Annotated in this window: 14 protein-coding genes; 11 read left to right on the top strand and 3 right to left on the bottom strand. The window is 69.9% G+C overall.

The annotated features are described in order from the left end of the window. Positions 1-9: 9 nt before the first annotated feature. A complete protein-coding gene (gene galU, locus MBR110_RS28340) occupies positions 10-894 on the bottom strand; it encodes a UTP--glucose-1-phosphate uridylyltransferase GalU (protein WP_011880563.1) in 885 nt (294 codons plus the stop codon). Between the two features lie 348 nt (positions 895-1,242). Between galU and MBR110_RS28335 the strand changes: the two genes are divergently transcribed. The 11 genes from MBR110_RS28335 (at position 1,243) to uvrA (ending at position 22,043) form a co-directional block, all read left to right on the top strand. After that, the gene (locus MBR110_RS28335; protein WP_011880562.1) at positions 1,243-1,467 is read left to right on the top strand and encodes a flagellar transcriptional regulator FlhD; all 225 of its coding nucleotides are present in this window, start codon (positions 1,243-1,245) and stop codon (positions 1,465-1,467) included. 207 nt (positions 1,468-1,674) lie between these two features. Continuing rightward, positions 1,675-1,908 carry a flagellar transcriptional regulator FlhD gene (locus tag MBR110_RS28330; RefSeq protein ID WP_011880561.1) on the top strand — a complete coding sequence of 78 codons (234 nt, stop codon included), beginning with the start codon at positions 1,675-1,677 and terminating at the stop codon, positions 1,906-1,908. Positions 1,909-2,187: 279 nt separating this feature from the next. Continuing rightward, on the top strand, positions 2,188-2,643 hold the full coding sequence (gene bcsD / locus MBR110_RS28325; RefSeq protein ID WP_041494403.1) for a cellulose biosynthesis protein BcsD: 456 nt from the start codon (positions 2,188-2,190) through the stop codon (positions 2,641-2,643). Positions 2,644-2,715: 72 nt separating this feature from the next. Then, positions 2,716-3,108 (top strand): BcsR/BcsP family cellulose biosynthesis protein, encoded by a 393-nt coding sequence (gene bcsR / locus MBR110_RS28320; RefSeq protein ID WP_014726204.1) that lies wholly within the window; start codon positions 2,716-2,718, stop codon positions 3,106-3,108. Then, positions 3,105-3,884, top strand: a complete 780-nt coding sequence (bcsQ, locus tag MBR110_RS28315) for a cellulose biosynthesis protein BcsQ (protein ID WP_046425571.1) — start codon at positions 3,105-3,107, stop codon at positions 3,882-3,884. Before bcsR ends, bcsQ begins: the two co-directional genes overlap by 4 nt. Next, a complete protein-coding gene (gene bcsA, locus MBR110_RS28310; RefSeq protein ID WP_181709577.1) occupies positions 3,881-6,082 on the top strand; it encodes a UDP-forming cellulose synthase catalytic subunit in 2,202 nt (733 codons plus the stop codon). Before bcsQ ends, bcsA begins: the two co-directional genes overlap by 4 nt. 16 nt (positions 6,083-6,098) lie before the next feature. Then, positions 6,099-8,639 carry a cellulose biosynthesis cyclic di-GMP-binding regulatory protein BcsB gene (bcsB, locus tag MBR110_RS28305; RefSeq protein ID WP_181709576.1) on the top strand — a complete coding sequence of 847 codons (2,541 nt, stop codon included), beginning with the start codon at positions 6,099-6,101 and terminating at the stop codon, positions 8,637-8,639. Between the two features lies 1 nt (position 8,640). Next, positions 8,641-13,083 (top strand): cellulose biosynthesis protein BcsC, encoded by a 4,443-nt coding sequence (locus MBR110_RS28300; protein ID WP_181709575.1) that lies wholly within the window; start codon positions 8,641-8,643, stop codon positions 13,081-13,083. 536 nt (positions 13,084-13,619) lie between these two features. Further along, on the top strand, positions 13,620-15,014 hold the full coding sequence (locus MBR110_RS28295) for a phosphomannomutase/phosphoglucomutase (RefSeq protein WP_041494401.1): 1,395 nt from the start codon (positions 13,620-13,622) through the stop codon (positions 15,012-15,014). 151 nt (positions 15,015-15,165) lie between these two features. Then, positions 15,166-15,474, top strand: coding sequence for an H-NS histone family protein (locus tag MBR110_RS28290; RefSeq protein WP_034193664.1), 309 nt, complete (start codon positions 15,166-15,168; stop codon positions 15,472-15,474). 674 nt (positions 15,475-16,148) lie between these two features. Further along, entirely contained in the window at positions 16,149-22,043 is a 5,895-nt protein-coding gene (gene uvrA, locus MBR110_RS28285) for an excinuclease ABC subunit UvrA (protein WP_059567076.1), read from the top strand. 207 nt (positions 22,044-22,250) lie between these two features. On the opposite strand, the gene MBR110_RS28280 is transcribed toward uvrA, so the two are convergent. Both MBR110_RS28280 and MBR110_RS28275 read right to left on the bottom strand, forming a co-directional pair. After that, positions 22,251-22,700 (bottom strand): GtrA family protein, encoded by a 450-nt coding sequence (locus MBR110_RS28280; RefSeq protein ID WP_011880551.1) that lies wholly within the window; start codon positions 22,698-22,700, stop codon positions 22,251-22,253. Beyond that, positions 22,697-24,205: an NAD(P)/FAD-dependent oxidoreductase gene (locus MBR110_RS28275; RefSeq protein ID WP_034193661.1), complete on the bottom strand. Its 1,509-nt coding sequence runs from the start codon at positions 24,203-24,205 to the stop codon at positions 22,697-22,699. The genes MBR110_RS28280 and MBR110_RS28275 overlap by 4 nt, the downstream gene beginning before the upstream one ends. Between the last annotated feature and the right edge of the window lie 26 nt (positions 24,206-24,231).

Genomic DNA, 24,231 nt, shown 5'->3' with positions numbered 1-24,231 from the left:
CGACCGGCGTCAGACGACCAGCTGCTCCGACATCCGCGCGAGCAGATACCGTTCGAAATCCGCCGCGACCTCCGGATGCCGCAACGCAAATTCGACCGTCGCCTTCAGGTAGCCGAGCTTGCTGCCGCAGTCGAAGCGCGTGCCGTCGTAGCGGTACGCGAGCACCTGTTCATCGGTGAGCAGCGACTGGATCGCGTCGGTCAGCTGCAGTTCACCGCCCGCGCCCGGCTTGAGTCCGCGCAGATGCTTGAAGATCTTCGGCTTCAGCACATAACGGCCCACGACGCCGAAATTCGACGGCGCCTGCGCCGGTTCGGGCTTCTCGACGATCCCCGACAGCTTGAAGAGATCGTCTTCCCAGCGCTTGCCGTCGATCACGCCATAGGACTTCGAATCCGCCGGCGCGATCTCCTCGACGCCGATGACCGACGCATGATAGTGGTCGAATACGTCGATCATCTGGCGCAGAACGGGCGTCGGGCCGTCGAGCAGGTCGTCGGCGAGAATCACGGCGAACGGGTTGTCGCCGACGAGCTTCTCCGCGCACAGGACGGCGTGACCGAGCCCGAGCGCTTCGGCCTGGCGAACGTAGAAGCAGTCGACGTGGCTCGGCTTGATGCTGCGCACGAGCGACAGCAGCTTCTCCTTGCCGCGTGCCTCGAGTTCGGCCTCGATCTCGTACGACTTGTCGAAGTGATCTTCGATCGCGCGCTTGCTGCGCCCGGTCACGAAGATCATCTCGGTGATGCCCGCTTCGATCGCCTCTTCGACGGCATACTGGATCAACGGCTTGTCCACGACCGGCAACATTTCCTTGGGGCTCGCCTTGGTGGCGGGCAGGAACCGCGTGCCCAGGCCGGCGACCGGAAAGACGGCTTTCGTCACTTTCAACATAGCGATATTTCCATGATTTCGGAGTGAAGAGCGGACCACGCCGGTTTCCGATGCGGCGTCCGGGCGCCCAGACAATCGACGTTGCACACCGCGCAGTCGCATTGCGTCGAGCGTGTGCAGTTGCACAAATCCTATGGGCGTTCCGGATTGAAACGACGACTGAATCCTGGGCGAATCGGACAGGCCGATCACGACATCACGAATTGCACAACGAACTATTTTGAAATGGTATTCATTCGACGGCAGCCGCGTCGAAGCGCGGCTTGCATCCGCACACCGGAACGGCATCTGCCGACGCGTCGGAATGCCGATCCATCGACATCACGGGCGTGTTATCGGGAGGGCGCGATGATGGAGCAAGGCGACATTTGCCGCGCATTGGAAGCGCTGGATCCGGCCTACCTGGAACTGATGCAGCAGATGCTGAAGATCGATTGCGACGTGGCTGCGCGCGAGCTCGGCATCTCGAATGAGATTGCGTCGTTGATCATTGCGCTGAAGCCGGCGGAGCTCGAGGCGCTCGTCGAGCGCCTGACGCAGGCCAGGCCAGCCGCGCCGGTTCCGTCCCCGTAGACCCCATTCCGTGCGGGCGGTAATCGCGGCGATTGCGGCAATCGCGCCAGTCGCCAAACATCGCGATTTGGCGGATTACATCTATGCTTTGTCCGTTCAGCGGTGCATACGTCACATACAGTATTCGGTCGAGAATGCCGGGCGTCGGGAACATGCGCCCCGTGGCTTGCCGAATCCGACGGCCGGCCGACAATAACAGGAACGATCATGGCCGAACAGGACGACGTCTTCGACGCAATCGCTGAATTCAACCGTTCATACCTGACGCTCGCGCAGCGCCTGCTGCATGCGGATCGCGAAGTCGCGAAACAGCAGCTGGGCATGTCCGACGAAGTCGCATCGATCGTCGCCGGATTGACGCCGGAGCAGATCGAGGTGCTCGCCGATCGGCGCGAGTTGTTCTGCGAATTCCGCGATGAATCGTCGCCGGGCCTGGCCTGATACGACGCCCGCGTAGTCGCTCGATGCCTCGCGGCGCGCCCGGCGCCGCGTGAAGTGTGTTCGCCATCCGACGACGGGCGGGCGCACGAAACGGCCGCGCTGACGCAGTCGGCCCGTTGTCCGTTACGTCTGCCAGTTTGTCGCCTCCGGGCTAGATGTTGGCGCCCATCCGCGAAGCGGGATTCGCTACGATTTCCAAAACGCCGTTGGCACGATGCCCGCACACGACATGCACGATGCGGGCACACCGATCATCCAATTTCACCGGGGCCGTCTCGCATGCAGGAAATCTTGGAGCACCTTCTCGAGCGCCAGGTGTCGCCGCAATGGCGCGGGTTCCTGGAGGCGCTTGCCGGCGAATTCAGCGATCAGCTCGATCAGGACGAACTCCGCCAACTGATGGCGCGCGTCGGCATGCGCTTCGCGGCCGCGCATCCGCTCGGCCCGTGCGAGTCGACCGACGATCTCGCGAACGCCTTGAACGCGCGCTGGCGCGAGATGCAGTGGGGCTACGCCAAGCTGTCCGACGAACAGGCATTTCTGCGTATCGTTCATTACGCGGCGCCGTTGCGCGCGCTCGGCGCGGGCCATCTTGGCTGGTCGGCGGCGTTCCTGCAGGGCGCGTATCAGGGCTGGTTCGACAGCGTCGGCGCGGCCGGCCTGCGCGTGACGCAGGACGTCGTGCCGCAGGACGACGCACGGATCGAGTTGCGCATCGCTCGCGCGCCGCACTGAACGGTCCGCGCGACCGGACTCTCCGTCATGACAACAGGGCAGCTTATGTCGAGCTCACGGGATATCGAATCGTTGTTCAAGCGTTTCGGCGGCGATGCCGGACGCTATCACGAGGTGCGCGCGGAAGCGGATGCCGATGCGGCGCGCGCGCGCTGGCCGCTGCTCGCTGGTGTCGAATTGCAAGCGGACGACGCGCCTCGCACGCCCGCGCCGATCGCTGCCGAGCACACGCAGCCCGAGGTCGACGCCGTGACGGCCGACACGCGCGTAGCGTCCGCAACCGACGCCGCCGCACGCGATCGCAGCGCCGGCGCGCTGAAGAAACTGGTCGGCAAGTCGCCGGCCTCAGACCGCACGCGCGCGCCCGGCTCGTCCGAGCCGCTGAATGCGCTGTTCGAGCGGCTGCGCGGCCATGTGCCGGCCGACGCGCCGAAGCAGCCGCCGGTATGGACGGGCCGTTCATGAAGATCGTCGTGATCGCGTCGGCAAAGGGCGGCGTCGGCAAGACGACGCTGGCGGCGAACCTCGCGGCCGTGCTCGCGGCGTCGCGCCGGCATCGCGTGTGCGTGGTGGATCTGGATCCGCAGAATGCGCTGAAGCTGCATTTCGGCGTACCGGTCGAGATGAGCGACGGGCTGGCCGGCGCGGCGCTGAGCGAGCGGCAGTGGCCGCTCGCGGTGGTCGACGGCATCGCGGTGATGCCGTTCGGCGTGGTCGGCGAAACGGATCAGCGCCGCTTCGAGCGCATGCTCGATCGCGATCCGGCGTGGCTCGCACGCGGGCTCGCCGCGCTCGCGCTCGGCGACGACGACATCGTGATCGTCGATACGCCGCCCGGCTCGTCGGTCTACATGCGCGCCGCACTGACGGCTGCGCATTTCGTGCTGACCGTGTTGCTCGCCGACGCGGCGTCGTACGCGTCGATCCCGCAGATGCGGCGCATGCTCGACGCCTATGCGGCGACGCGCACCGACTTCATCGGCGACGGCTACGTGGTCAATCAGGTCGATCAGTCGCGCGAGCTGGGCCGCGACGTGCTGCGCGCGTTGCGCGACAGCGTCGGCGCGGCGCGCTTCGCCGGCGTGATTCACGCGGACCAGGGCGTCGCTGAATCGCTCGCGTGCCGCACGACCGTGAATCGCTACGACCCACGTTCGCAGGCCGCGGCCGATCTGAGCGCGTGCGCCGAGTGGCTCGAGCGCGCGCTCGGGCGGCGCGCGAATGCGCGGAGCGTGGCATGAGCGCGGCTGTCGAGGCCGGTCGCGGGTCGGCGCTCGACCGGCTGCTCGACCGGTTGCCGGACAGCGGCTGGCTCGTGACGGCGCCGCTCGCCGCATGCGCGGCGCTGGCGCTGTATTTCGTCTGTACGGTGCCGCTCGACGACGCCGGCCAGCTCGCGTTCGCGACCTGCTGCCTGGCCGGTGCGCTCGCGATCCGGCGCGTGAACGGCCGCTACGCGACGCTCGTGATGATCGCGCTGTCGGTCGTGGCCACCGGCCGGTACATGTTCTGGCGACTCACCGAAACGCTGGTGTGGTCGCACCCGCTCGACGCCGCCTGGGGCGCGCTGCTCGTCGCGGCCGAAGTGTATGCGGCCGCGGTGCTGCTGCTCGGCTACTTCCAGACGGCATGGCCGCTGGGGCGCAAGCCGTTGCCGCTGCCCGCGTCGCGTGCGGACTGGCCGAGCGTCGACGTGTTCATCCCGACGTACAACGAGCCGCTCAGCGTCGTCAAACCGACGGTCTACGCGGCGCTCGCGCTCGACTATCCGGCCGACAAGCTGTCGATCCACGTGCTCGACGACGGGCGCCGGCCGGAGTTCAGGGACTTCTGCGAAGCCGTCGGCGTGCACTGGACGATCCGCGATCACAACCGTTACGCGAAAGCCGGCAACCTGAACGAAGCGCTGAAGTCGACTCACGGCGAGTACGTCGCGATCTTCGATTGCGATCATGTGCCGACGCGCTCGTTCCTGCAGCTGTGCCTCGGCTGGTTCATCCGCGACCCGAAGCTGTCGATGCTGCAGACGCCCCACCATTTCTTCTCGGCCGATCCGTTCGAGCGCAACCTCGGGATCTTCCGCAAGGTGCCGAACGAAGGCGAGTTGTTCTACGGGCTGGTGCAGGACGGCAACGACCTCTGGAACGCGACGTTCTTCTGCGGATCGTGCGCGCTGCTGCGGCGCTCGATGGTCGAGGAGATCGGCGGCATCGCGACCGAGACGGTCACCGAGGACGCCCATACGGCGCTGAAGCTGCATCGCCACGGCTATACGACCGCCTATCTCGCGATCCCGCAGGCGGCCGGTCTCGCGACCGAAAGCCTGACCGGCCACATCGGCCAGCGCATCCGCTGGGCGCGCGGCATGACGCAGATCTTCCGCATCGACAATCCGCTGTTCGGCCGCGGGCTCACGCTGGGGCAGCGGCTGTGCTACCTCAACGCGATGATGCATTTCTTCTACGGCATCCCGCGGCTGGTGTTCCTCACCGCGCCGCTGTCGTTCCTGTTCTTCGGCGCGCACGTGATCCACGCATCGGCGACGATGCTCGCGCTCTACGCGCTGCCGCACGTCGTGCACGCGACGCTGACGAACTCGCGGATGCAGAGCCGGTTCCGGCATTCGTTCTGGGCGGAGGTCTATGAGGCCGTGCTCGCGTCGTACATCGCGTTGCCGACGCTGCTCGCGCTGGTCAATCCGCGGCTGGGTACGTTCAACGTCACGGCCAAGGGCGGCCGGATCGACCGCGGCTATTTCGACTGGGCGATCTCGAAGCCGTACCTGAGCCTGGTGATCCTGAACGCGTTCGGCCTCGCGATGGGCGCGCTGCATATCGCGCTGAATCGCGGCGTGGGCAGCGAGGTGCAGACGACGGCGTTCAACCTCGCGTGGACGACTTACAACCTGCTGATCCTCGGCCTCGCGGTCGCCGCGGCGAACGAGCGCCGGCAGGTGCGCGAGTCGCATCGCGTCGCCGCGCGCATTCCGGTGATGCTGCGGTTCGGCAACGGCCGCACGCTGGCGTGCGAAACGCTCGACTACTCGGAAGGCGGCATCGGCGTCGCGGTGCCGGAGGACGCGCGAGTGCCCGACGGCGAACAGGTGACCGTGTCGCTGTTTCGCGGCGTCGACGAGTACGCGTTTCCGGGGACGATCGAGTACGCGGGACCGGGGCGGCTCGGCATCCGCTTCGAGACCCTGTCGCAGCAGCAGGAATTCGATCTGGTCAGCTCGACGTTCGCGCGCGCGGACGCATGGATCGACTGGACGGCCGGCCGCCGGCCGGACTCGCCGCCGCATGCGTTCCTGCATCTCGCGACGGTCGGCATACGCGGCTTGCTGCGCGTGATCGCGCGCCTGTACGGCGACCTGCGCGGCGGCCACCACGGCGGCCGCGGCGGCAAGGGCGACGCCGCCGACACCATCACGAAGAAATAACACGAGGGCAGACAGCATGACGGGGATGTCGCGATGGCGCGGCGGCACGCGCGACGACGCGGGTGAAAACGCGCGCGTTTCGATGGGGGCGGCCGCGGCATGCCGCGCGCGGGCCGGCAGCTGGCACACGCACTTGCCGCGCAAGCTGCGGACGTACGCGTTCGCGTTCGCGTTCGGCGCGCTCGCGAGCGGCGTCGCGTCGGGCCTCTGGGCATCCGCTGCGCTGGCCCAGCAGCCCGGCGCGGTGCGCGCGTTCGATCGTGCCGCGTCGCCCGGCGAGCCGCCGGAGCGGCTGGCCGATCGTTTGCCGTCACTGTCGATGGCCGTGCCGGCCGGCCCCGCCGTCGCGCCGCCGCCGCTGCTCGCCGAGCCGGTGCCGAAGGACGAAGCCGAGCGTCGCCGCGCCGGCCGGCTGCCGACCACGGCGGAGCCCGGCACGCTGGTGCCGGGCGGCCGGCGTCAGGCGCTGACGTTCGCCGATCTCGGCGCGCGCGATCCGTTGCAGTTGCACGGCACGGACGGCCAGAACGGCGTCGCGTTTTCGGTGCGGCGCGACGAGGTCGTCACGGCAGCGGCGCTGCACCTCGTCTACAGCTACTCGCCCGCATTGCTGCCGGATCTGTCGCAGCTGAAGGTGCTGGTCAACGGCGAAGTGGCGGCGACGCTGCCGCTGCCGACCGCGCAGGCGGGGATGATGGTCGCACGCGACGTGCCGATCGATCCGCGCTTCGTCACCGAGTACAACCATCTGAACGTTCAGCTGATCGGCCATTACACGAACGGCTGCGAGAATCCGGCCAGTTCGTCGCTGTGGGCGACGGTGAGCAACGCGAGCCGCCTGGAATTGACCTATGCGACGCTGCCCGAGCCGCCCGAGCTCGGCGTGCTGCCCGCGCCGTTCTTCGATCAGCGCGACGTGCGGCGGCTCGAGCTGCCGTTCGCGTTCGCCGCGCGGCCGTCGCGCGAGACGCTGGAGGCGGCCGGCATCGTCGCATCGTGGTTCGGCGCGCTCGCGTCGTATCGCGGCGCGCGCTTCCCGGTGCGCGTCGGCGCCATGCCGGAAGCGGGCAACGTCGTGGTGTTCGCGACCACCGACGATCGGGTGGACGGCGTCCCGCTGCCGGCCATCGACGGGCCGACGCTGGCGGTCGCCGACCGCCCCGCGCCCGCACACGGCCAGCTGTTGCTGGTGCTCGGACGCACGCCGGCCGAACTGAAGGCGGCCGCGCTGGCGCTCGCATTCGGCCGCGGCCCGCTCGCGGGCACGCGCGCCACGGTCACCGGTGTGCAGCCGCCCGCGCCGCGTGTGCCGTATGACGCGCCGAACTGGCTGTCGTCGGTTCGCCCGGTCCGTTTCGGCGAACTGGCGGCGGAACGCGCGCTGTCGGTGTCCGGCTACCAGGCCGGCCCGGTGCGGCTCGATCTGCGCATGGCGCCCGATCTGTTTACGTGGAACACGCGCGGCGCGCCGATCGATCTGCGGTATCGCTATACGCCGACGCTGCGCGCCGATCGCTCGTCGCTCAACCTGAGCGTCGACGATACGTTCGTGAAGGCGCTGCCGATTCCGGCGCGCGACTGGGCCAACTGGAGCCTGAGCCGCTACCTGCCGTTCGTCGCCGACGGCACCGCGCGCGCGACGCTGCACGTGCCGCCGCCGCTGGTGACGCCGCATGCGCAACTGGCGCTGAACTTCTTCTACGAGATGCCGGATCAGGGCAAATGCACCGGGCGGCTGCTGCAGAACGTCGCGGGCGCGATCGACCCGGGCTCGACGATCGACGTGTCGTCGTTTCCGCACTACATCGCGCTGCCCGATCTGGCCGCGTTCGCGAACAGCGGCTTTCCGTTCACGCGCATGGCCGATCTGTCGGACACGGCCGTCGTGCTGCCGAACGAGCCGTCGGCGGACGTCTACGGCCTGTACCTGCTCGCGATGGGGCGGATGGGCGCGTCGACCGGCTATCCGGTCAGCGGCGTGGCGGTGACCGACGCGGCCGGCGTGGACGCGTTCGCGTCGCGCGATCTGCTGATACTCGGCGCGCCGGACTCGCAGCCGCTGCTGAGCCGCTGGGCCGCGCGCATCCCGTTCGACGACGAGCGCCGCGGCGGCGTGTTCGGCGGCCTGTTCGGCCGCGCGGTCGCGGCCGATTCGCCGGGCGCCGAGCGCGTGCAGGCCGGCCTGTCGATCGTGGCGGACGGCGCGAGCGCGGTGATCGCCGGCTTCGAATCGCCGTTGCGCAAGACCCGCAGCGCGGTCGCGCTGATCGGCGCGACCGGCCATGCGGACGCGGTGCTCGGGCCGGCGCTGCTCGACGAGGATCTGCTCGCGTCGATCCGCGGCGCGACGGTGGTGATTCGCGATCGCACGGTGACGGTCGCGTCGACCGACACCGCGTATCACCTCGGCGCGCTGCCGCCGCTCACCTACGTGCGCTGGGTCATGTCGGGGCGGCCGGTGCTGCTCGCGCTGGTCGGCGTGCTGGGCGCCTTCATCGCGGCGGCGCTGTTCTATCGTTTGCTGCGTGCGCGTGCGGCGCGCCGGCTGAAGGAGTGACATGCGCGACCGACGGTTACGCGGGCTCGGCGCCCGCGCGGGCGGTGTCGCGAGCCTCGTGTGCGCGCTGGCGCTGCCGCATGCGGCGCAGGCCGCCAACGACGCGCTCAAAGTGCTCGTCGATCAGGGCCGCTACTGGCAGGCGCACGGTCGCGGCGATCTCGCGGCGCAGGCGTGGAACAAGGTGCTCGGCGTCGATCCGAATCAGCCCGACGCGCTGTTCGGAATGGGGATGGTGCTCGCCGATCGCCGCGATCTCGACGGCGCGCGCCGCTATCTGGAGCAACTGCGCCGCACCGCGCCCGGCTTCGCGCGCATCGACGAACTCGCGAGCCGCCTGGGCGAATCGAGTGCGCGGGACGCCGAGCTGGGCGATGCGCGCCGCCTCGCGCAAAGCGGGCAGAGCGAACAGGCCGTGCGGCAGTATCAGCGCGCGCTGCAGGGCGTGCCGTCGTCGCCGGCGCTGCAGCGCGAGTATTTCCAGGCACTCGCGGCCACGCCGAGCGGATGGAACGATGCGCGGCGCGGCCTCGAACGGCTCGCGCGCGACAACCCGGACGATCCGCGCTACGCGCTCGCCTATGCGCAACATCTGACCTATCGCGACGCGACGCGCCGCGACGGCATCGACCGGCTCGAACAGTTGGCCGGCGACGGCAAGGTCGGCAAGGACGCGCTGCAAAGCTGGCGTCAGGCGCTGCTGTGGCTCGCGGCGCGGCCGTCCGACCAGGCGCGCTATCTCGCGTACCTGAAGGTCGCGCCCGACGATGCGCCGGTCAAGGCGCGCTACGACAGCATGGTGCGCCCCGATCTGGCGGCGCGCGAGCCCGATCGGCGCGGCGCGGCGAACGAAGCGCGCGGTCGCGCGATCGACGACGGCTTCGCGGCGCTCGATCGTGGCGACCTCGCTGCGGCGCGCGCGCGTTTCGACGCCGTGCTCGACGCCAACCCGAACGACAGCGATGCGTTGGGCGGGCGCGGCATCGTCGCGCTGAAGCAGGAGCGCTTCGCGCAGGCGCGCAGCGATCTCGAACGCGCGTCGCGCGGCGGCAATGCGGCGCGCTGGCGCTCGGCGCTCGACAGCGCGACCTACTGGTTCTACACGAGCAGCGCGCTCGGCGCGCAGAGCAACGGCGACTTCGCGCAGGCGAAGGCGCTGTTCGAGCGCGCGATTCTCGCGGACCCGTCGAACGTCACCGCGCAGGTGCTGCTCGGCGACGCGCTTTTGGAGAACCGCGACGCGCCCGGCGCCGAGCAGGCGTACCGGATGGCGTTGCGGCGCCAGTCGGACAACCCGGACGCGATGCGCGGCCTGGTCGGCGCGCTGGCCGCGCAGGGGCGCGCGGACGAGGCGTTGCAGTTCGCGACGCAACTGAGCGCCGAGCAGCAAGCGAAGGCGGGCGGCCTCGAGCGCTTGCGCAGTACGGCCGAGGCCGCGCAGGCGCGGCAGGCCGAAGCGCACGGCGACCTCGGCGCGGCGCGCAGCCTGTTCGAGGATGCGCTCGCCGGCAATCCGGACGATCCGTGGCTGCGGCTCGACCTCGCGCGCGTGTACGTGCGCCAAGGCGCGATCGCCTCCGCGCGCAGCCTGATGGACGGCTTGCTGGCCGAGCGGCCCGACATGCCCGATGCGCTCTATGCCGGTGCGCTGCTGGCCGAGCAGACGCAGGACTGGAGCGTCGGTCTGCAGCGGCTCGAGCGCATCGCGCCCGCGCAGCGCACCGCGGCGATGACGACGTTGCAGCACCGGTTGTGGGTCGGCCAGCAGGTAGCCCTCGCGACGCGCCTGGTGCGCAACGGCCAGCAAGCGAAGGCGCTCGCCGTGCTGCACGAGGCGGACGGCATCGGCCTGTCGGTGCCGGCGCTCGCGGCGCAGCTGTCCGCCGGCTACGCGCAGGCCGGCGACGCCGCGCGCGCGCTGTGGATCGTGCAGCGTGCGCTGGGCCGGGAACCCGGCAACGCGGGCCTGCTGCTGCAATACGCGCGGCTCGCGTCGGCCGCGCACGACGATGCGCGCGTGGCCGAGGCGATGCGGCGGCTCGATGCGATGCAGTTGTCGCCCGCGCAGCGTGCGGACTTCGAACGGCTCAATCTCGACATCGTCGTGCGTCGCGCCGATCAGGTGCGCGACGAAGGCGACCTCGCCGGCGGCTACGCCGTCATCGCGCCGTGGCTGGCCGCGATGCCCGACAACCCGGAGCTGCAGGGTGCGCTCGCGCGGCTGTACACGTCGGCCGGCGATCCGGCGAACGCGCTGAAGTGCTATCGGGTCGCGCTGGCCCGCCGCCCCGACGACGTCGGCCTGCTGATCGCGGCGATCTATGCGGCGAGCAGCGCGAAGGCGTGGCACGACGGTGAAGCGTTCGCGGCGAGCGCGCTGCGCAGTGCGCCCGACGATCCGGCGCTGCTCGCGGCCGTCGGCCGCCTGTATCGCGCGCAAGGCAAGCTCACGCTCGCCGCGCAGTATCTGCAGCGGGCGTTGCTGGTGGCCAATACGCCGCCCGCGTCCGGCAAGCCGACACGCGCGAACGTGCCGCGCGGCTGGGACGACGCGATGCGGCGCATCGGCGCGAACCCGCTGCCCGGCACCAATCCGTTCGAAGGCAAGACCGCCGTCGATGCGGCGCGTCCGTCGACGCGTTCCGGCGCGGCGCTGCCGGCGCCCGGCGCGCCTTCGTGGCCCTCTCCGTCCTCTTACGTTCCGACCGTGCCTTATTCGATGCCGCCCGCGCCGCCCGCGACCTACGTCATACCGTCCGCCATGCCCGAGGCCCGTCCGGCGCCGCGCGCCGCGCCGCTGCCCGTTGCGCGCGATCCGGACGGTTACGGCGGCGACGGCGGCGGCTTGGCGGAGTCGGGACGCGCCGCGGCCGCGCCGCGCTATCGGCCGTATCGGGAGGCGGCGGCCGAGGTGCTGTCGCTCGAATGCGGGGCGTCGGCCAGCCCTGACGACGACTGTGGTGCAGGCTACGTCGCGACGCCGTGGCCGATGTCGCCTGCGTCGCGTGCCGCGGCATCGGCGACTGCATCGGCGGCCGCGCCCGTGCCTGCGTCCCGGCCCGGCAGGCTGGCGCGCGGCGGCGCGAAGGCGCAGGCGACACGGCAGCCCGTGCTCGCGCAGACGGACGCGGATCCGTATGCGGCGCCACGCTACATTCCGCGTCCGCCGGCCGGCTATGCGGGCGGCCGGCCCGCGAGCCAGCCGCCGCAGCCGGACGGCGCCGCGAACGCCGATGCGCAGCTGCTCGACGTCGCCTCGGAGCTCGCGCAGGTGAATCGCGAACAGACCAGCGCGCTGACCGGCGGCCTCGTGTTCCGCAACCGGACCGGCGAAGCCGGGCTGTCGGCTCTCACCGATATCGAGGCGCCGATCGAAGGGCGCATCAAGGCCGGTAACGGCCACGTCGTCGTGACGGCCACGCCGGTCATGCTCGACGGCGGCAGCGCGAGCACCGACGTGCCGACCCTCGCGCGATTCGGCGCCGGCTTGTCGAAGGCGGCGGGCGGCGGCTCGCCGGGCTCGCAGACCGCGAGCGGCGTCGGCGTCGCGCTCGGCTACGAGGGCAAGCAGGTGCAGGCCGAGATCGGCGCGACGCCGGTCGGGTTTCCGTATCAGGACATCGTCGGCGGCGCGCGCTACAACGGCGCGATCACCGATCGCGCGGCGTATTCGCTGGCCGTGACGCGCCGCGCGGTGACCGACAGCGTGCTGTCGTACGCGGGCGCGCGCGACGCCGGCGCGGGCCTCAAGTGGGGCGGCGTGATGCGCAGCGGCGCGCGCGGCACGCTGAGCTGGGACGACGGCACGAGCGGCACCTACGTCGCGGCCGGATTCGACTTCTACGACGGCCATCACGTCGAGCGCAACTTCTCCGGCAAGGGCAGCGGCGGCGCGTATACGCGCATCCTGAACGACGCCGACCGGACGCTCACCGTCGGCGTCAACGCGACGTGGATGCGCTTCAGCAAGAACCAGTCGTATTTCACGTACGGGCACGGCGGTTACTTCAGCCCGCAGCAGTACGTGATACTGAACATTCCGGTCGAGTATTCAGGCAGGACCGGCGCGTTCACCTACGATCTGAACGGCTCGATCGGCGTGCAGCATTACCGGCAGAACGCGGTGCCGTATTTCCCCCTCGATCCGGGCATGCAGGCGCAAGCGGCGGCGAACGCGGCCGCCAGCCAGGCCGTGGGCCTCGATCCGGGCGCGCTGTACCCGTCGCACAGCAAGACGGGCGTCGCCTATTCGCTGGCCGCGCGCGGCGAATATCAGGTCGCGCCGCAACTCGCCGTCGGCGCGACCGCGTCGTTCGGCAACGCGTATCAGTATCGCGAATGGACGGCCGCCGTGTATCTGCGCTACAGCTTCACGCCGCAAGGCGGGCTGGCGCCGTTTCCGCCGCGCGTGTTCACGTCGCCGTATCTCGCGCAGACGGACTGAGCGCGGCGCGTGCGGCTGGGGATGCGATGCCGTTGTAGCCGTGGCGCGCGCTGGCGGAATCGTTCAGAGCTTTGTCGGCCCGTCGGCGTGTGTGCGACGTACAGTGCCTGATCGAACGACCGGCGGGGGCGGAAGCGACGCGGCCGGCGCATCGGCAGCCGTGCATGCGGCTCGACCGTGGCAGGACGGTGGCGATTTGCAACGTGGTTCGCGAACGACGACGCGACGCGCGCGTCGTGTGGGCGAGCTGCATGCGCGTCGGCGGCCGCGGCGACGGTGCACGGCGATCCGCAGCGACGCGGAACCGGCGACATTGTGAAGCGCATCGCCGGCAGTCGTCCGTATCGGCGATCCGGTGCCCCGGCCACGCACGGCAACGCGCATTGCGCGCGCCGGGACGAGATGCCGCTGCTGCCGTGCGCGCATGTGAATTGGTCCGTCGCCCAGGTGCGCCGCGATTGCGCGGCGGCAGCGCAGGCGGCCATGCGTACGCGCCGGTCCGAGCGTTTTCCATGCACGCAACCGAGAGAGAACTGATGATCTCCCAATCCATCTTCAAGGCATATGACATTCGCGGCGTGGTCGGCAAGACGCTCGACGCCGACACGGCGCGCGCGATCGGCCGCGCGTTCGGCAGCGAAGTGCGCGCGCAAGGCGGCGACGCCGTCGTGGTCGCGCGCGACGGCCGCTTGTCCGGGCCGGAACTCGTCGGCGCGCTGGCCGATGGCCTGCGTGCGGCGGGCGTCGACGTCGTCGACGTCGGCATGGTGCCTACGCCGGTCGGCTATTTCGCTGCAAGCGTGCCGCTCGCGCTGAAGGGCGGCGAGCGCCGCGTCGATTCGTGCATCGTCGTCACCGGCAGCCACAACCCGCCCGACTACAACGGCTTCAAGATGGTGCTGCGCGGCGCGGCGATCTACGGCGAGCAGATCCAGGCGCTGTACCGCCGCATCGTCGACGAGCGCTACGACACCGGCAGCGGCTCGTACGAAGCATTCGACGTGGCCGATCAGTACATCGCGCGCATCGTCGGCGACGTGAAGCTGGCGCGTCCGCTGAAGCTCGTCGTCGATGCGGGCAACGGCGTTGCCGGCCCGCTCGCGACGCGTCTGTTCAAGGCGCTCGGCTGCGAGCTGGTCGAGCGCTTCACCGACATCGACGGCACGTTCCCGAACCATCACCCCGATCCCGCGCACCCGGAAAACCTGCAGGACGTGATCCAGGCGCTGAAGGACACCGACGCGGAACTCGGCTTCGCGTTCGACGGCGACGGCGACCGCCTGGGCGTCGTCACGAAGGACGGCCAGATCATCTACCCGGACCGCCAGCTGATGCTGTTCGCGGAGGAAGTGCTGTCGCGCAATCCGGGCGCGCAGATCATCTACGACGTGAAGTGCACGCGCCATCTCGCGCAGTGGGTGAAGGAGAAGGGCGGCGAGCCGCTGATGTGGAAGACGGGCCACTCGCTGGTGAAGGCGAAGCTGCGCGAGACCGGCGCGCCGCTCGCGGGCGAGATGAGCGGCCACGTGTTCTTCAAGGATCGCTGGTACGGCTTCGACGACGGGCTGTACACGGGCGCGCGGCTGCTTGAGATCCTCGCGAAGACGGCTGATCCAAGCGCGGTGCTCAATGCGCTGCCGGATGCGATGAGCACGCCGGAACTGCAGCTCAAGCTCGAAGAAGGCGAGAACTTCCGTCTGATCGAGAAGCTGCAGAGCGAGGCGAAGTTCGACGGCGCGGACGAGGTCGTGACGATCGACGGGCTGCGCGTCGAGTATCCGGACGGCTTCGGCCTCGCGCGTTCGTCGAACACGACGCCGGTGGTCGTGCTGCGCTTCGAGGCGGAGACGCAGGAAGGGCTCGAGCGCATTCAGGCGGATTTCCGCCGCGTGCTGACGGCTGCGAAGCCGGACGTCGGCCTGCCGTTCTGACGAGCACGAGCGTGCTCGCCGGCGGCGCTTCGGACAGGCGCGAACGGCGCCGCGCCGCGAGCGGCACGATCGTTCATCGAGCACACGACGAACCGCTCGCGGCGCGCGCGGTTCGGATTTTCATCGCATCGGAACACTTTGGAGAAAAAGGATGTCGGGTTACCTGGAACTGAAGGCGCAAGCCGATGAACTGATGCTGCGTGCCGAGGAGGCGCGGCAGGCCGAGCTCGAGACCGTTCTGCAGGAGGTGCGCGCCCGTGTCGCCGAATACGGGCTGACGGCCCGGCAGATCTTCGGGCGCACGGGCCGTGTCGCCAGGGCATCGACGCGCACGCCGACCGGCGCGCCGAAGTATCGTGACCCGAGCACCGGGCGCACGTGGACGGGGCGCGGGCGCGAACCCGCGTGGATCAAGGGCAAGCGCCGCGAGCGTTTCCTGATCGAGCGGCAGGAAGGCTGATTGTTGCGGGCCGCGGGCCGCTGGACGGTCGCGGCCGCACGTTCCGTCCGGCAAGCCGGCTCGGGCGCGCATCGCGGCGCGAGGGACGCCGGCGAATGGTTGCCAACGCCGGCCAACGCGGACCAGCTCGTTTGCCCGGCTAATGCGGCCGACGCGGACCGACTCGTCGTCTACCCGGCTAATGCGACCGACGCGGCTAGCGTGGCCGACGCGGCTAACTAGGCTCACCGGCCAGTTCCGCCCACCGACCGACGGTGCCAATGCCGGCCAACGCGGACCGACTCGGCTACCCGGCCAATGCGACCAGCGCGGCCGACGCGGCCAACTCGCCCAACTCGCCCAACTCGGCTCACCGGCCAACCAAGCTCACCGGCCAACTCCGCCCACCGACCGCCGCGGCCAACGCCAGCCGACGCCAACCAACGCCGCCCCACCAACGATCGCGGCCCGATCCCCGCGCCGTTCCCCGGCGCATCGAGCCCCGCGCCTGCCGCCCCCATCCGACCAAGGCGCCCGCCCACCCGATGGAAAACTGTATGAATGTACAGTATAGTATCCGCCGGACGCGCGCCGCCCAGGCATGACCCCTGCGACGCGTGCGCCGTGCCTGCGGAGATCCGCCGCAGCGCCGCGGCACCGTGATTCCGGCTAACTCCTTCAGACGGGCAGGCAAATTGTCATCCAGCAATCTGATCCGCATTCGCGGAGCACGTCAGCACAACCTCAAGAATCTCGACCTCGACCTGCGCACCGGCGAAATGACGGTCGTCACCGGCCCGTCGGGCTCAGGCAAGTCGAGCCTCGTGTTCGACACGCTGTACGCGGAAGGCCAGCGGCGCTACGTCGAGACGTTCAGCGCGTATGCCCGGCAGTTCCTCGACCGGATGGACCGCCCGCAGGTCGAGCGCGTCGACGGCGTGCCGCCCGCCATCGCGATCGACCAGACCAACCCGGTGCGCAGCTCGCGCTCGACGGTCGGCACGATGACCGAGCTGAACGACCACCTGAAGCTGCTGTACGCGCGCGCGGCCGAGCTGTTCGACCGCAAGACCGCGCGCCAGGTGCGCCACGACACGCCGGAGACGATCTACGCGCAGCTGCTCGAGCGCACGCGCGCCGACGATCCGCGCGTCGTCGTCACGTTTCCGGTCGAGCTGCCGGACAGCGCGTCAGACGAAGAGGTCACGCAGTGGCTGTCGGCGAGCGGCTACACGCGCGTGCAGGCGCAGCGTGAAGTCGCGTCGCCGACCGGCCCGCGCAAACTGCTCGACGTGGTGGCCGACCGCTTCCGCGTGCAGCAGGCCGACAAGGTGCGCGTGGTCGAGGCGATCGAGGCGTCGCTCAAGCGCGGCGGCGGCCGCGTGAACGTCTACGTGCTGCCGGCGGATGCGCAGGACGCCTCGGCCGAGCCGCAGCTGTGGCGCTTTTCCACCGGGCTGCACGACCCCGACAGCGATCTGCGCTACGCGGAGCCGCAGGCCGCGCTGTTCTCGTTCAACTCCGCATACGGCGCATGCGAAACCTGCCGCGGCTTCGGCCGCGTGATCGGCGTCGATCTCGGCCTCGTGATTCCCGACGCGCGCAAGACGCTGCGCGGCGGCGCGATCAAGCCGATGCAGACGCCCGCATGGAAGGAATGCCAGGACGACCTGATGCGCTACGCGGCGAAAGCGGACATCCGCCGCGACACGCCGTGGTCGGATCTGACGGAGGCCGAGCGCGACTGGGTGATCAACGGCTCGCCCGACTGGAACGGCAAGTGGCAGAGCCAGTGGTACGGCGTGAAACGCTTCTTCGGCTATCTGGAGTCGAAGGCGTACAAGATGCACATCCGCGTGCTGCTGTCGAAGTACCGCAGCTACACGCCCTGCGAAGTCTGCGGCGGCGCGCGCCTGAAAACCGAATCGCTGCTGTGGCGGCTCGGCTCGAAGCCGAATGCCGACGCGGTGCTCGCGCCGGCCGACCGCTTCATGCCGCGCGGCGTCGAATGGACGCGCGCGCAACTCGACGCGCTGCCCGGTCTGACGGTGCACGACCTGATGCTGCTGCCGATCGAGCGGATTCGCCGCTTCTTCGACGACATCGAGCTGCCGAGCGCGCTGCTCGACGATGCGCTGAAGCTGCTGCTCGCGGAAGTGCGTACGCGCGTCAAGTATCTGTGCGACGTGGGGCTCGGCTACCTGACGCTCGACCGGCAGAGCCGGACGCTGTCGGGCGGCGAAGTGCAGCGGATCAACCTCACCACGGCGCTCGGCACGTCGCTGACCAAAACGCTGTTCGTGCTCGACGAGCCGAGCATCGGGCTGCATCCGCGCGACCTCACGCGCATCGTCGACGCGATGCAGCGGCTGCGCGACGCCGGCAACACGCTGGTCGTCGTCGAGCACGATCCGTCGGTGATGCTCGCGGCCGACCGGCTGATCGACATGGGCCCCGGCCCCGGCGAGCGCGGCGGCACGATCGTGTTCGACGGCACGCCGGGCGACATCCGCTCGGCGCACACGCTGACGGGCGAGTATCTCGGCGGCCGCAAGCACGTCGCGCATGCGTCCGACTGGGCGCGCCGCCCGGTCGATGCCGACACGCCGCGCATCGTGCTCGAAGGCGCGACCGAACACAATCTGCGCGACGTGACGGTCGAGATCCCGCTGCAACGGCTCGTCTGCGTGACGGGCGTGTCGGGCTCCGGCAAGTCGACGCTGCTGCAGGACGTGCTGTATCCGGCGCTGGCGCGCCATCACGGCAAGGCGACGGAGTCGCCCGGCGCGTTCCGCGGTCTGTCGGGCGCCGATCAGGTCGGCGACGTCGTGTTCGTCGATCAGTCGCCGATCGGCAAGACCACGCGCTCGAACCCGGCGAGCTACGTCGGCGCGTTCGACGAGATCCGCAAGCTGTTCGCGAAAGCGCCGCTCGCGCTGCAACGCGGCTACGGCGCCGGCACGTTCAGCTTCAACTCCGGCGACGGCCGCTGCCCGACCTGCGGCGGCTCCGGGTTCGAACACATCGAGATGCAGTTCCTGAGCGACGTGTATCTGCGTTGCCCCGATTGCGACGGCAGCCGCTACCGCGCGGAAATCCTCGAAGTGCGGATCGAGCGCGACGGTCGCGCGCTGAACATCGCCGACGTGCTCGACCTGACGGTCAGCGAAGCGGTCGGCTTCTTCGCGACGGACGCCGAGGTGCTGCGCGTGCTGCAGCCGATCGTCGACGTCGGGCTCGAATACGTGAAGCTCGGCCAGCCGGTGCCGACGTTGTCCGGCGGCGAAGCGCAGCGGCTGAAGCTGGCCGGCTTCCTCGCCGAGTCGGCGGCGGCGGCCGGCGGGCGCCGCGTCGCGAGCGAGGAGGCGCGCATCGCGCGCGCGAAGCTGTTCATGTTCGACGAGCCGACCACCGGCCTGCACTTCGACGACATCGCGAAGCTGATGCGCGCGTTCGGCAAGCTGCTCGCGGCCGGCCATTCGCTGATCGTGATCGAGCACAACCTCGACGTGATCCGCGCGGCCGACTGGCTGATCGATCTCGGCCCGGAAGGCGGCGACGGCGGCGGCCTGGTGCTGTGCGCGGGCACGCCCGACGACGTGAAGGCGTGCGCGCAATCGCATACGGGCGTCGCGCTGCTGCAGTACGAGCAGGCGATGGACGGCAACGCCGCAAGCGCCGACGAAGGCGTGCCGCTGCAGGTCGCGCTGAACGCGGCGCGCGCGCGGCGCGCGATCGAGGGCGAGGACGTCGTGCGGATCGTCAATGCGCGCGAACACAACCTGAAGGCGCTCGACGTCGACATTCCGCACGGCAGGTTCAACGTGATCACCGGCGTGTCGGGTTCCGGCAAGTCGACGCTCGCGTTCGACATCCTGTTCCACGAGGGCCAGCGCCGCTACCTCGAATCGCTGAACGCCTATGCGCGCTCGATCGTGCAGCCGGCCGGGCGGCCCGAGGTCGATGCGGTGTACGGCATTCCGCCGACCGTCGCGATCGAGCAGCGGCTGTCGCGCGGCGGCCGCAAGAGCACGGTCGCGACCACGTCCGAGGTCTGGCATTTCCTGCGTCTGCTGTACGTGAAGCTCGGCCTCCAGCATTGCATCCACGACGGCACGCCGGTCACGTCGCAAACCGTCGAGTCGATCGCCGCGCAGCTGCTGCGCGACCATCGCGGCGAGCACGTCGGGCTGCTCGCGCCGCTCGTCGTCAACCGCAAGGGCGTGTACACCGATCTCGCGAAGTGGGCGAAGGCGCGCGGCAGTACGCATCTGCGCGTCGACGGCGAATTCGTGCCGGTCGATCCGTGGCCGAAGCTCGACCGTTTCCGCGAGCACACGATCGAGCTGCCGGTGGCCGATCTCGTCGTGTCGCCCGACGACGAAGCCGCGTTGCGGCGCGCGCTCGACGACACGCTCGAGCTCGGCAAGGGCGTGATGCATCTGCTCGCGCCGCTCGACGGGCTGCAGCAGGCGATGCAGAACGATCGTTCGACCGCGGGCGTCGGGGCGGTCAAGGTGCTGTCGGTGAAGCGCGCGTGCCCGGTGTGCGGCACCAGCTACCCCGAGCTCGATCCGCGCATGTTCTCGTACAACAGCAAGCACGGCTGGTGCACGACGTGCGTCGGCACCGGCGTCACGCTCACGCGCGAGCAGCGCGCCGCTTACGACGACACGGTGTTCGCCGGCGACGAACGCGGCCGCGAGCAGACCTTGCCGTCGGACGAGCAGGAGCCGGAAGGCGTCGGCAACGAGCCGTGCCCCGATTGCGGCGGCACGCGCCTGAATCCGTCCGCGCGCGCGGTGACGTTCGATGCGCACTCGATCGTCGACGTCGCGCAATGGACGGTGTCCGGCACGCGCCGCTGGATCGATGCGCTCGAATTGACCGGCCGCGACGCGCAGATCGCGCGCGACATCGTCAGCGAGATCGGCAGCCGTCTCGCGTTCCTCGAGGAAGTCGGGCTCGGCTATCTGAGCCTCGATCGCGCCGCGCCGAGCCTGTCGGGCGGCGAAGCGCAGCGCATCCGGCTCGCCGCGCAGCTCGGCAGCAATCTGCAGGGCGTGTGCTACGTGCTCGACGAGCCGACCATCGGCCTGCATCCGCGCGACAACCGGATCCTGCTGGACGCGCTGCGCAAGCTCGGCGACAAGGGCAATACGCTGGTCGTCGTCGAGCATGACGAGGACACGATCCGCCGCGCCGATCACATCATCGATATCGGGCCGGGCGCCGGCAAGCGCGGCGGTACGCTGGTCGCCGAAGGCGCGGTCGCCGATCTCGCCGCGCAACCCGATTCGGTGACGGGCCGCCTGCTCGCGCATCCGATGACGCATCCGTTGCAGCCGCGCCGCCCGGTGAACCCGCGCGGCCAGCACGGCGCCGACGCGGTGCCCGACGGCTGGCTCACCGTGCATCGCGCGACGCTGCACAACCTGCGCGACGTTACCGTCGACATTCCGCTGGCGCGGCTCGTCGCGGTGACCGGCGTGAGCGGCTCCGGCAAGTCGACGCTCGCGCGCGACGTGCTGATGACGAACCTACTGGACGCGGTCGGCCGCTCGGTGCTGTCGTCGCCGGCCACGCGCCGCGCGCGCAAGGCCGCGCAGCTGGACGCGCCGGCGACGAAGCGCCGCTCCAGCGTGCTCGCGCGCAGCGCGCCGCGGCCGGCGCTGAGCGTGACGCACGCGTGGCAGGGCTGCGCGTCGCTGAGCGGCTGGGAGAGCATCGACCGCGTGCTCGAAGTCGACCAGACGCCGATCGGCAAGACGCCGCGTTCGTGCCCGGCCACCTACATCGGCGTGTGGGACACGATCCGCAAGCTGTTCGCCGACACGCTCGAAGCGCGCGCGCGCGGCTACACGGCGTCGCGCTTCTCGTTCAACACCGGCGACGGGCGCTGCCCGGCGTGCGAAGGGCAGGGCGTGCGCACCATCGGCATGAGCTTTTTGCCGGACGTGAAGGTGCCGTGCGACGTGTGCCACGGGCAGCGCTTCAACCCCGAAACACTCGCGGTCACGTGGCGCGGCCGGAACATCGGCGACGTGCTGACGATGGAGATCGACGAAGCGGTCGCGTTCTTCGCGCCGATCTCGAACATCGCGCATCCGCTGCAGCTGATGAAGGACGTCGGCCTCGGCTATCTGACGCTCGGCCAGCCGTCGCCGACGCTGTCCGGCGGCGAGGCGCAGCGGATCAAGCTCGTCACCGAGCTGACCAAGGTGCGCGACGACATCACGCGGCGCGGGCAGAAGGCGCCGCACACGCTGTACGTGCTCGACGAGCCGACGGTCGGCCTGCACATGGCCGACGTCGCGAAGCTGATCCGCGTGCTGCACCGGCTGGTCGACGGCGGGCACAGCGTCGTCGTGATCGAACACGACCTCGACGTGATCGCGGAAGCCGACTGGATCATCGATCTCGGCCCCGAAGGCGGCGTGGGCGGCGGCACGATCGTCGCGGCGGCGCCCCCGGAAAGGCTCGCGAAGGTGAACGCGAGCCATACCGGACACGCGTTGAAGCCGGTGCTCGCGCGCACGGCCTCGGACGGCGGCGACGCGGTGCGTGACGGCGTGGCCCAGGCCGGTTGATCAGCGGTGCTGCCGCTGACTGGCGCTTTCGTCCCGCGCCAACGCGGGCACTGCGTGTCGGGGCGAAACGCAGCGTTGCCGAGGCCGCCGCCGGCGTTCGGATCGGACGTCGGCGCCGGTTTTCGATTCGGGCAATGCGATCGATCGCGCGTCCGACACGCGGGCGGACGCGCTATGCACGCGCTCGACCGTTATCCGCCCACGCGGTCAACGAACCGTCGCCTCGACGTGCGCGCTCGCGCCGGCTTCGCGGCGCGCGGCCGCCGCCGCATCCCCTACGCGCACGTGCGCCGTCCTGAACACGACGATCCTGCGCACCAGATATAGCGTGACGAAGCTGACGGCCACCGCGATCCATTTCGCGGCGACCGTGCCGACCCGCGCCGACGCGACGTGCACGATGCCGCCGGTCAGCAGCGAGCCGAGCGCGCAGCTCGCCGCGAACAGCAGCGCTTCGCCGAGCTGCCGGCGGCCGGTCGCGTCGGAGCGGAACACCACGCGGCGCGACAGCAGATAGTTGACGACACCGCCGCCCAGGTACGCGAGCCACGCCGAGATCCCCGCGTCGATCGGCATCGTCGCCTTCAGGACGACGAACAGCGCCCAGTCGACGCCGAGCGACACCACGCTGACGACGCAATAGCGCGACAGCATCATGTCCGCCTCCACTGAACGGTGCGGGCCGGCACGGCGCGCAGGCCCGCTGCGCCGGTTTGCGGTTCGGCGCCGCTCTCGTGATATTCGGCGTCCTCGTTGACGGCCCATACGTCGCGAAGCCGATGCCCGGCGACGATGTTCTCGACGGTCAGCATCGCCGTCATCATCGCGTGGTCCTGGTTGTTGTACTTGTGCATGCCGTTGCGGCCGACGAGATGCAGATTCGGAAAGTGTTCGGCCAGATCGGCCCGGATCTGGTCGACGATCGCGCGGTAATCGTCGTCGTACACCGGGTACGCCTTCGGCTGGCGCACGACGCGCGCGCCGCGGATCTGGTCGCGCGTCGCCAAGCCGATCTGTTCGAGCTCGCGGATCGCGAGCGCGGTGATGTCGGCGTCGCTGCTCTCCCACATCGCATCGCCGTCGAAGCAGAAGTACTCGAGCCCGAGGCAACCGCCCGTCGCGGCGTCGGGCACCATCTCGGGCGACCACGATGCGAAGTTCTGGATGCGCCCGACCTTGACCGACGGGTCGTGGATGTAGATCCAGTTGTCCGTGAACGTGGCCGGCCGGTCGAGTATCAGCGCGACCGTGATGAAGTCGCGGTACTGGAGCCGCGCGGCGGCATCGGCGGACGACGGCCGCGGCGAAATCGCGTTGATGGTTTCCCGCAGCGGCGCGGTGCACACGACGTCGCGCGCGCTGATGCGATGCGTCTGTCCGTCGGGGCCGATGGTTTCGACGAGCCAGCGCCGCGCGTGGCCGTCGTACTGCAGTGCGCCCGCTGCGTGGCCCATCATCAACCGTCCGCCTTGCTGCTCGAACTTGCGCGCGGCGGCTTCCCACAGCATGCCGGGGCCGCGTCGCGGGTAGTGGAACGATTCGATCAGCGACTTGACGTCGGTCCGGCGCGACCGGATCCCGAGCGACCGCTTCACCGCACCGGCGATCGCGGTGGACAGGCTGAGCCCCTTGATGCGCTGTGCGGCCCAGTCGGCCGAAATTTCGTCGCAGGACATGCCCCACACCTTTTCGGTGTAGGTCTTGAAGAAGATCGAGAACAGCCGTTCGCCGAACTGATTGGCGACCCATTGATGAAACGACGTCGGGTTGCGGCACGGCCGCACGCGCGCGGCGAGGTAGGACAGCACGCAGCGCGCGCTTTCGACGATGCCCAGGTTCATCAGCGCTTCGAGCCCGTCGAGCGGATAGCGGTAGAACTTGTTCCGGTAGAAGATGCGCGAGCTGCGCGGCCGCTCGATGAAGTCGTCCGGCAGCAGCTCGTGCCACAGCGCGACGACCTCGGCGGACTTGGAGAAGAAGCGGTGCCCGCCGATGTCGAAGCAATGGCCGTCGAACCGTTCGGTGCGACTGATGCCGCCGACATAGTGGGGATCCTTCTCGACGAGCGCGACCGACAGCGCGGTCTGTTTGGTCAGCAGGTAGGCGGCGGTGAGGCCGCCCGGCCCGGCGCCGATGATCAGTACGTCAACCGATTGATCCATGATGTCACCCCGAGTGTCGAGTCGCT

It is taken from the genome of Burkholderia sp. MBR-1, assembly GCF_013822785.1.
GTDB classification, from domain to species: domain Bacteria; phylum Pseudomonadota; class Gammaproteobacteria; order Burkholderiales; family Burkholderiaceae; genus Burkholderia; species Burkholderia vietnamiensis.
The sequence above is the reverse complement of the archived record's forward strand: the minus strand, read 5'-3'. Positions and strand labels throughout refer to the sequence as shown.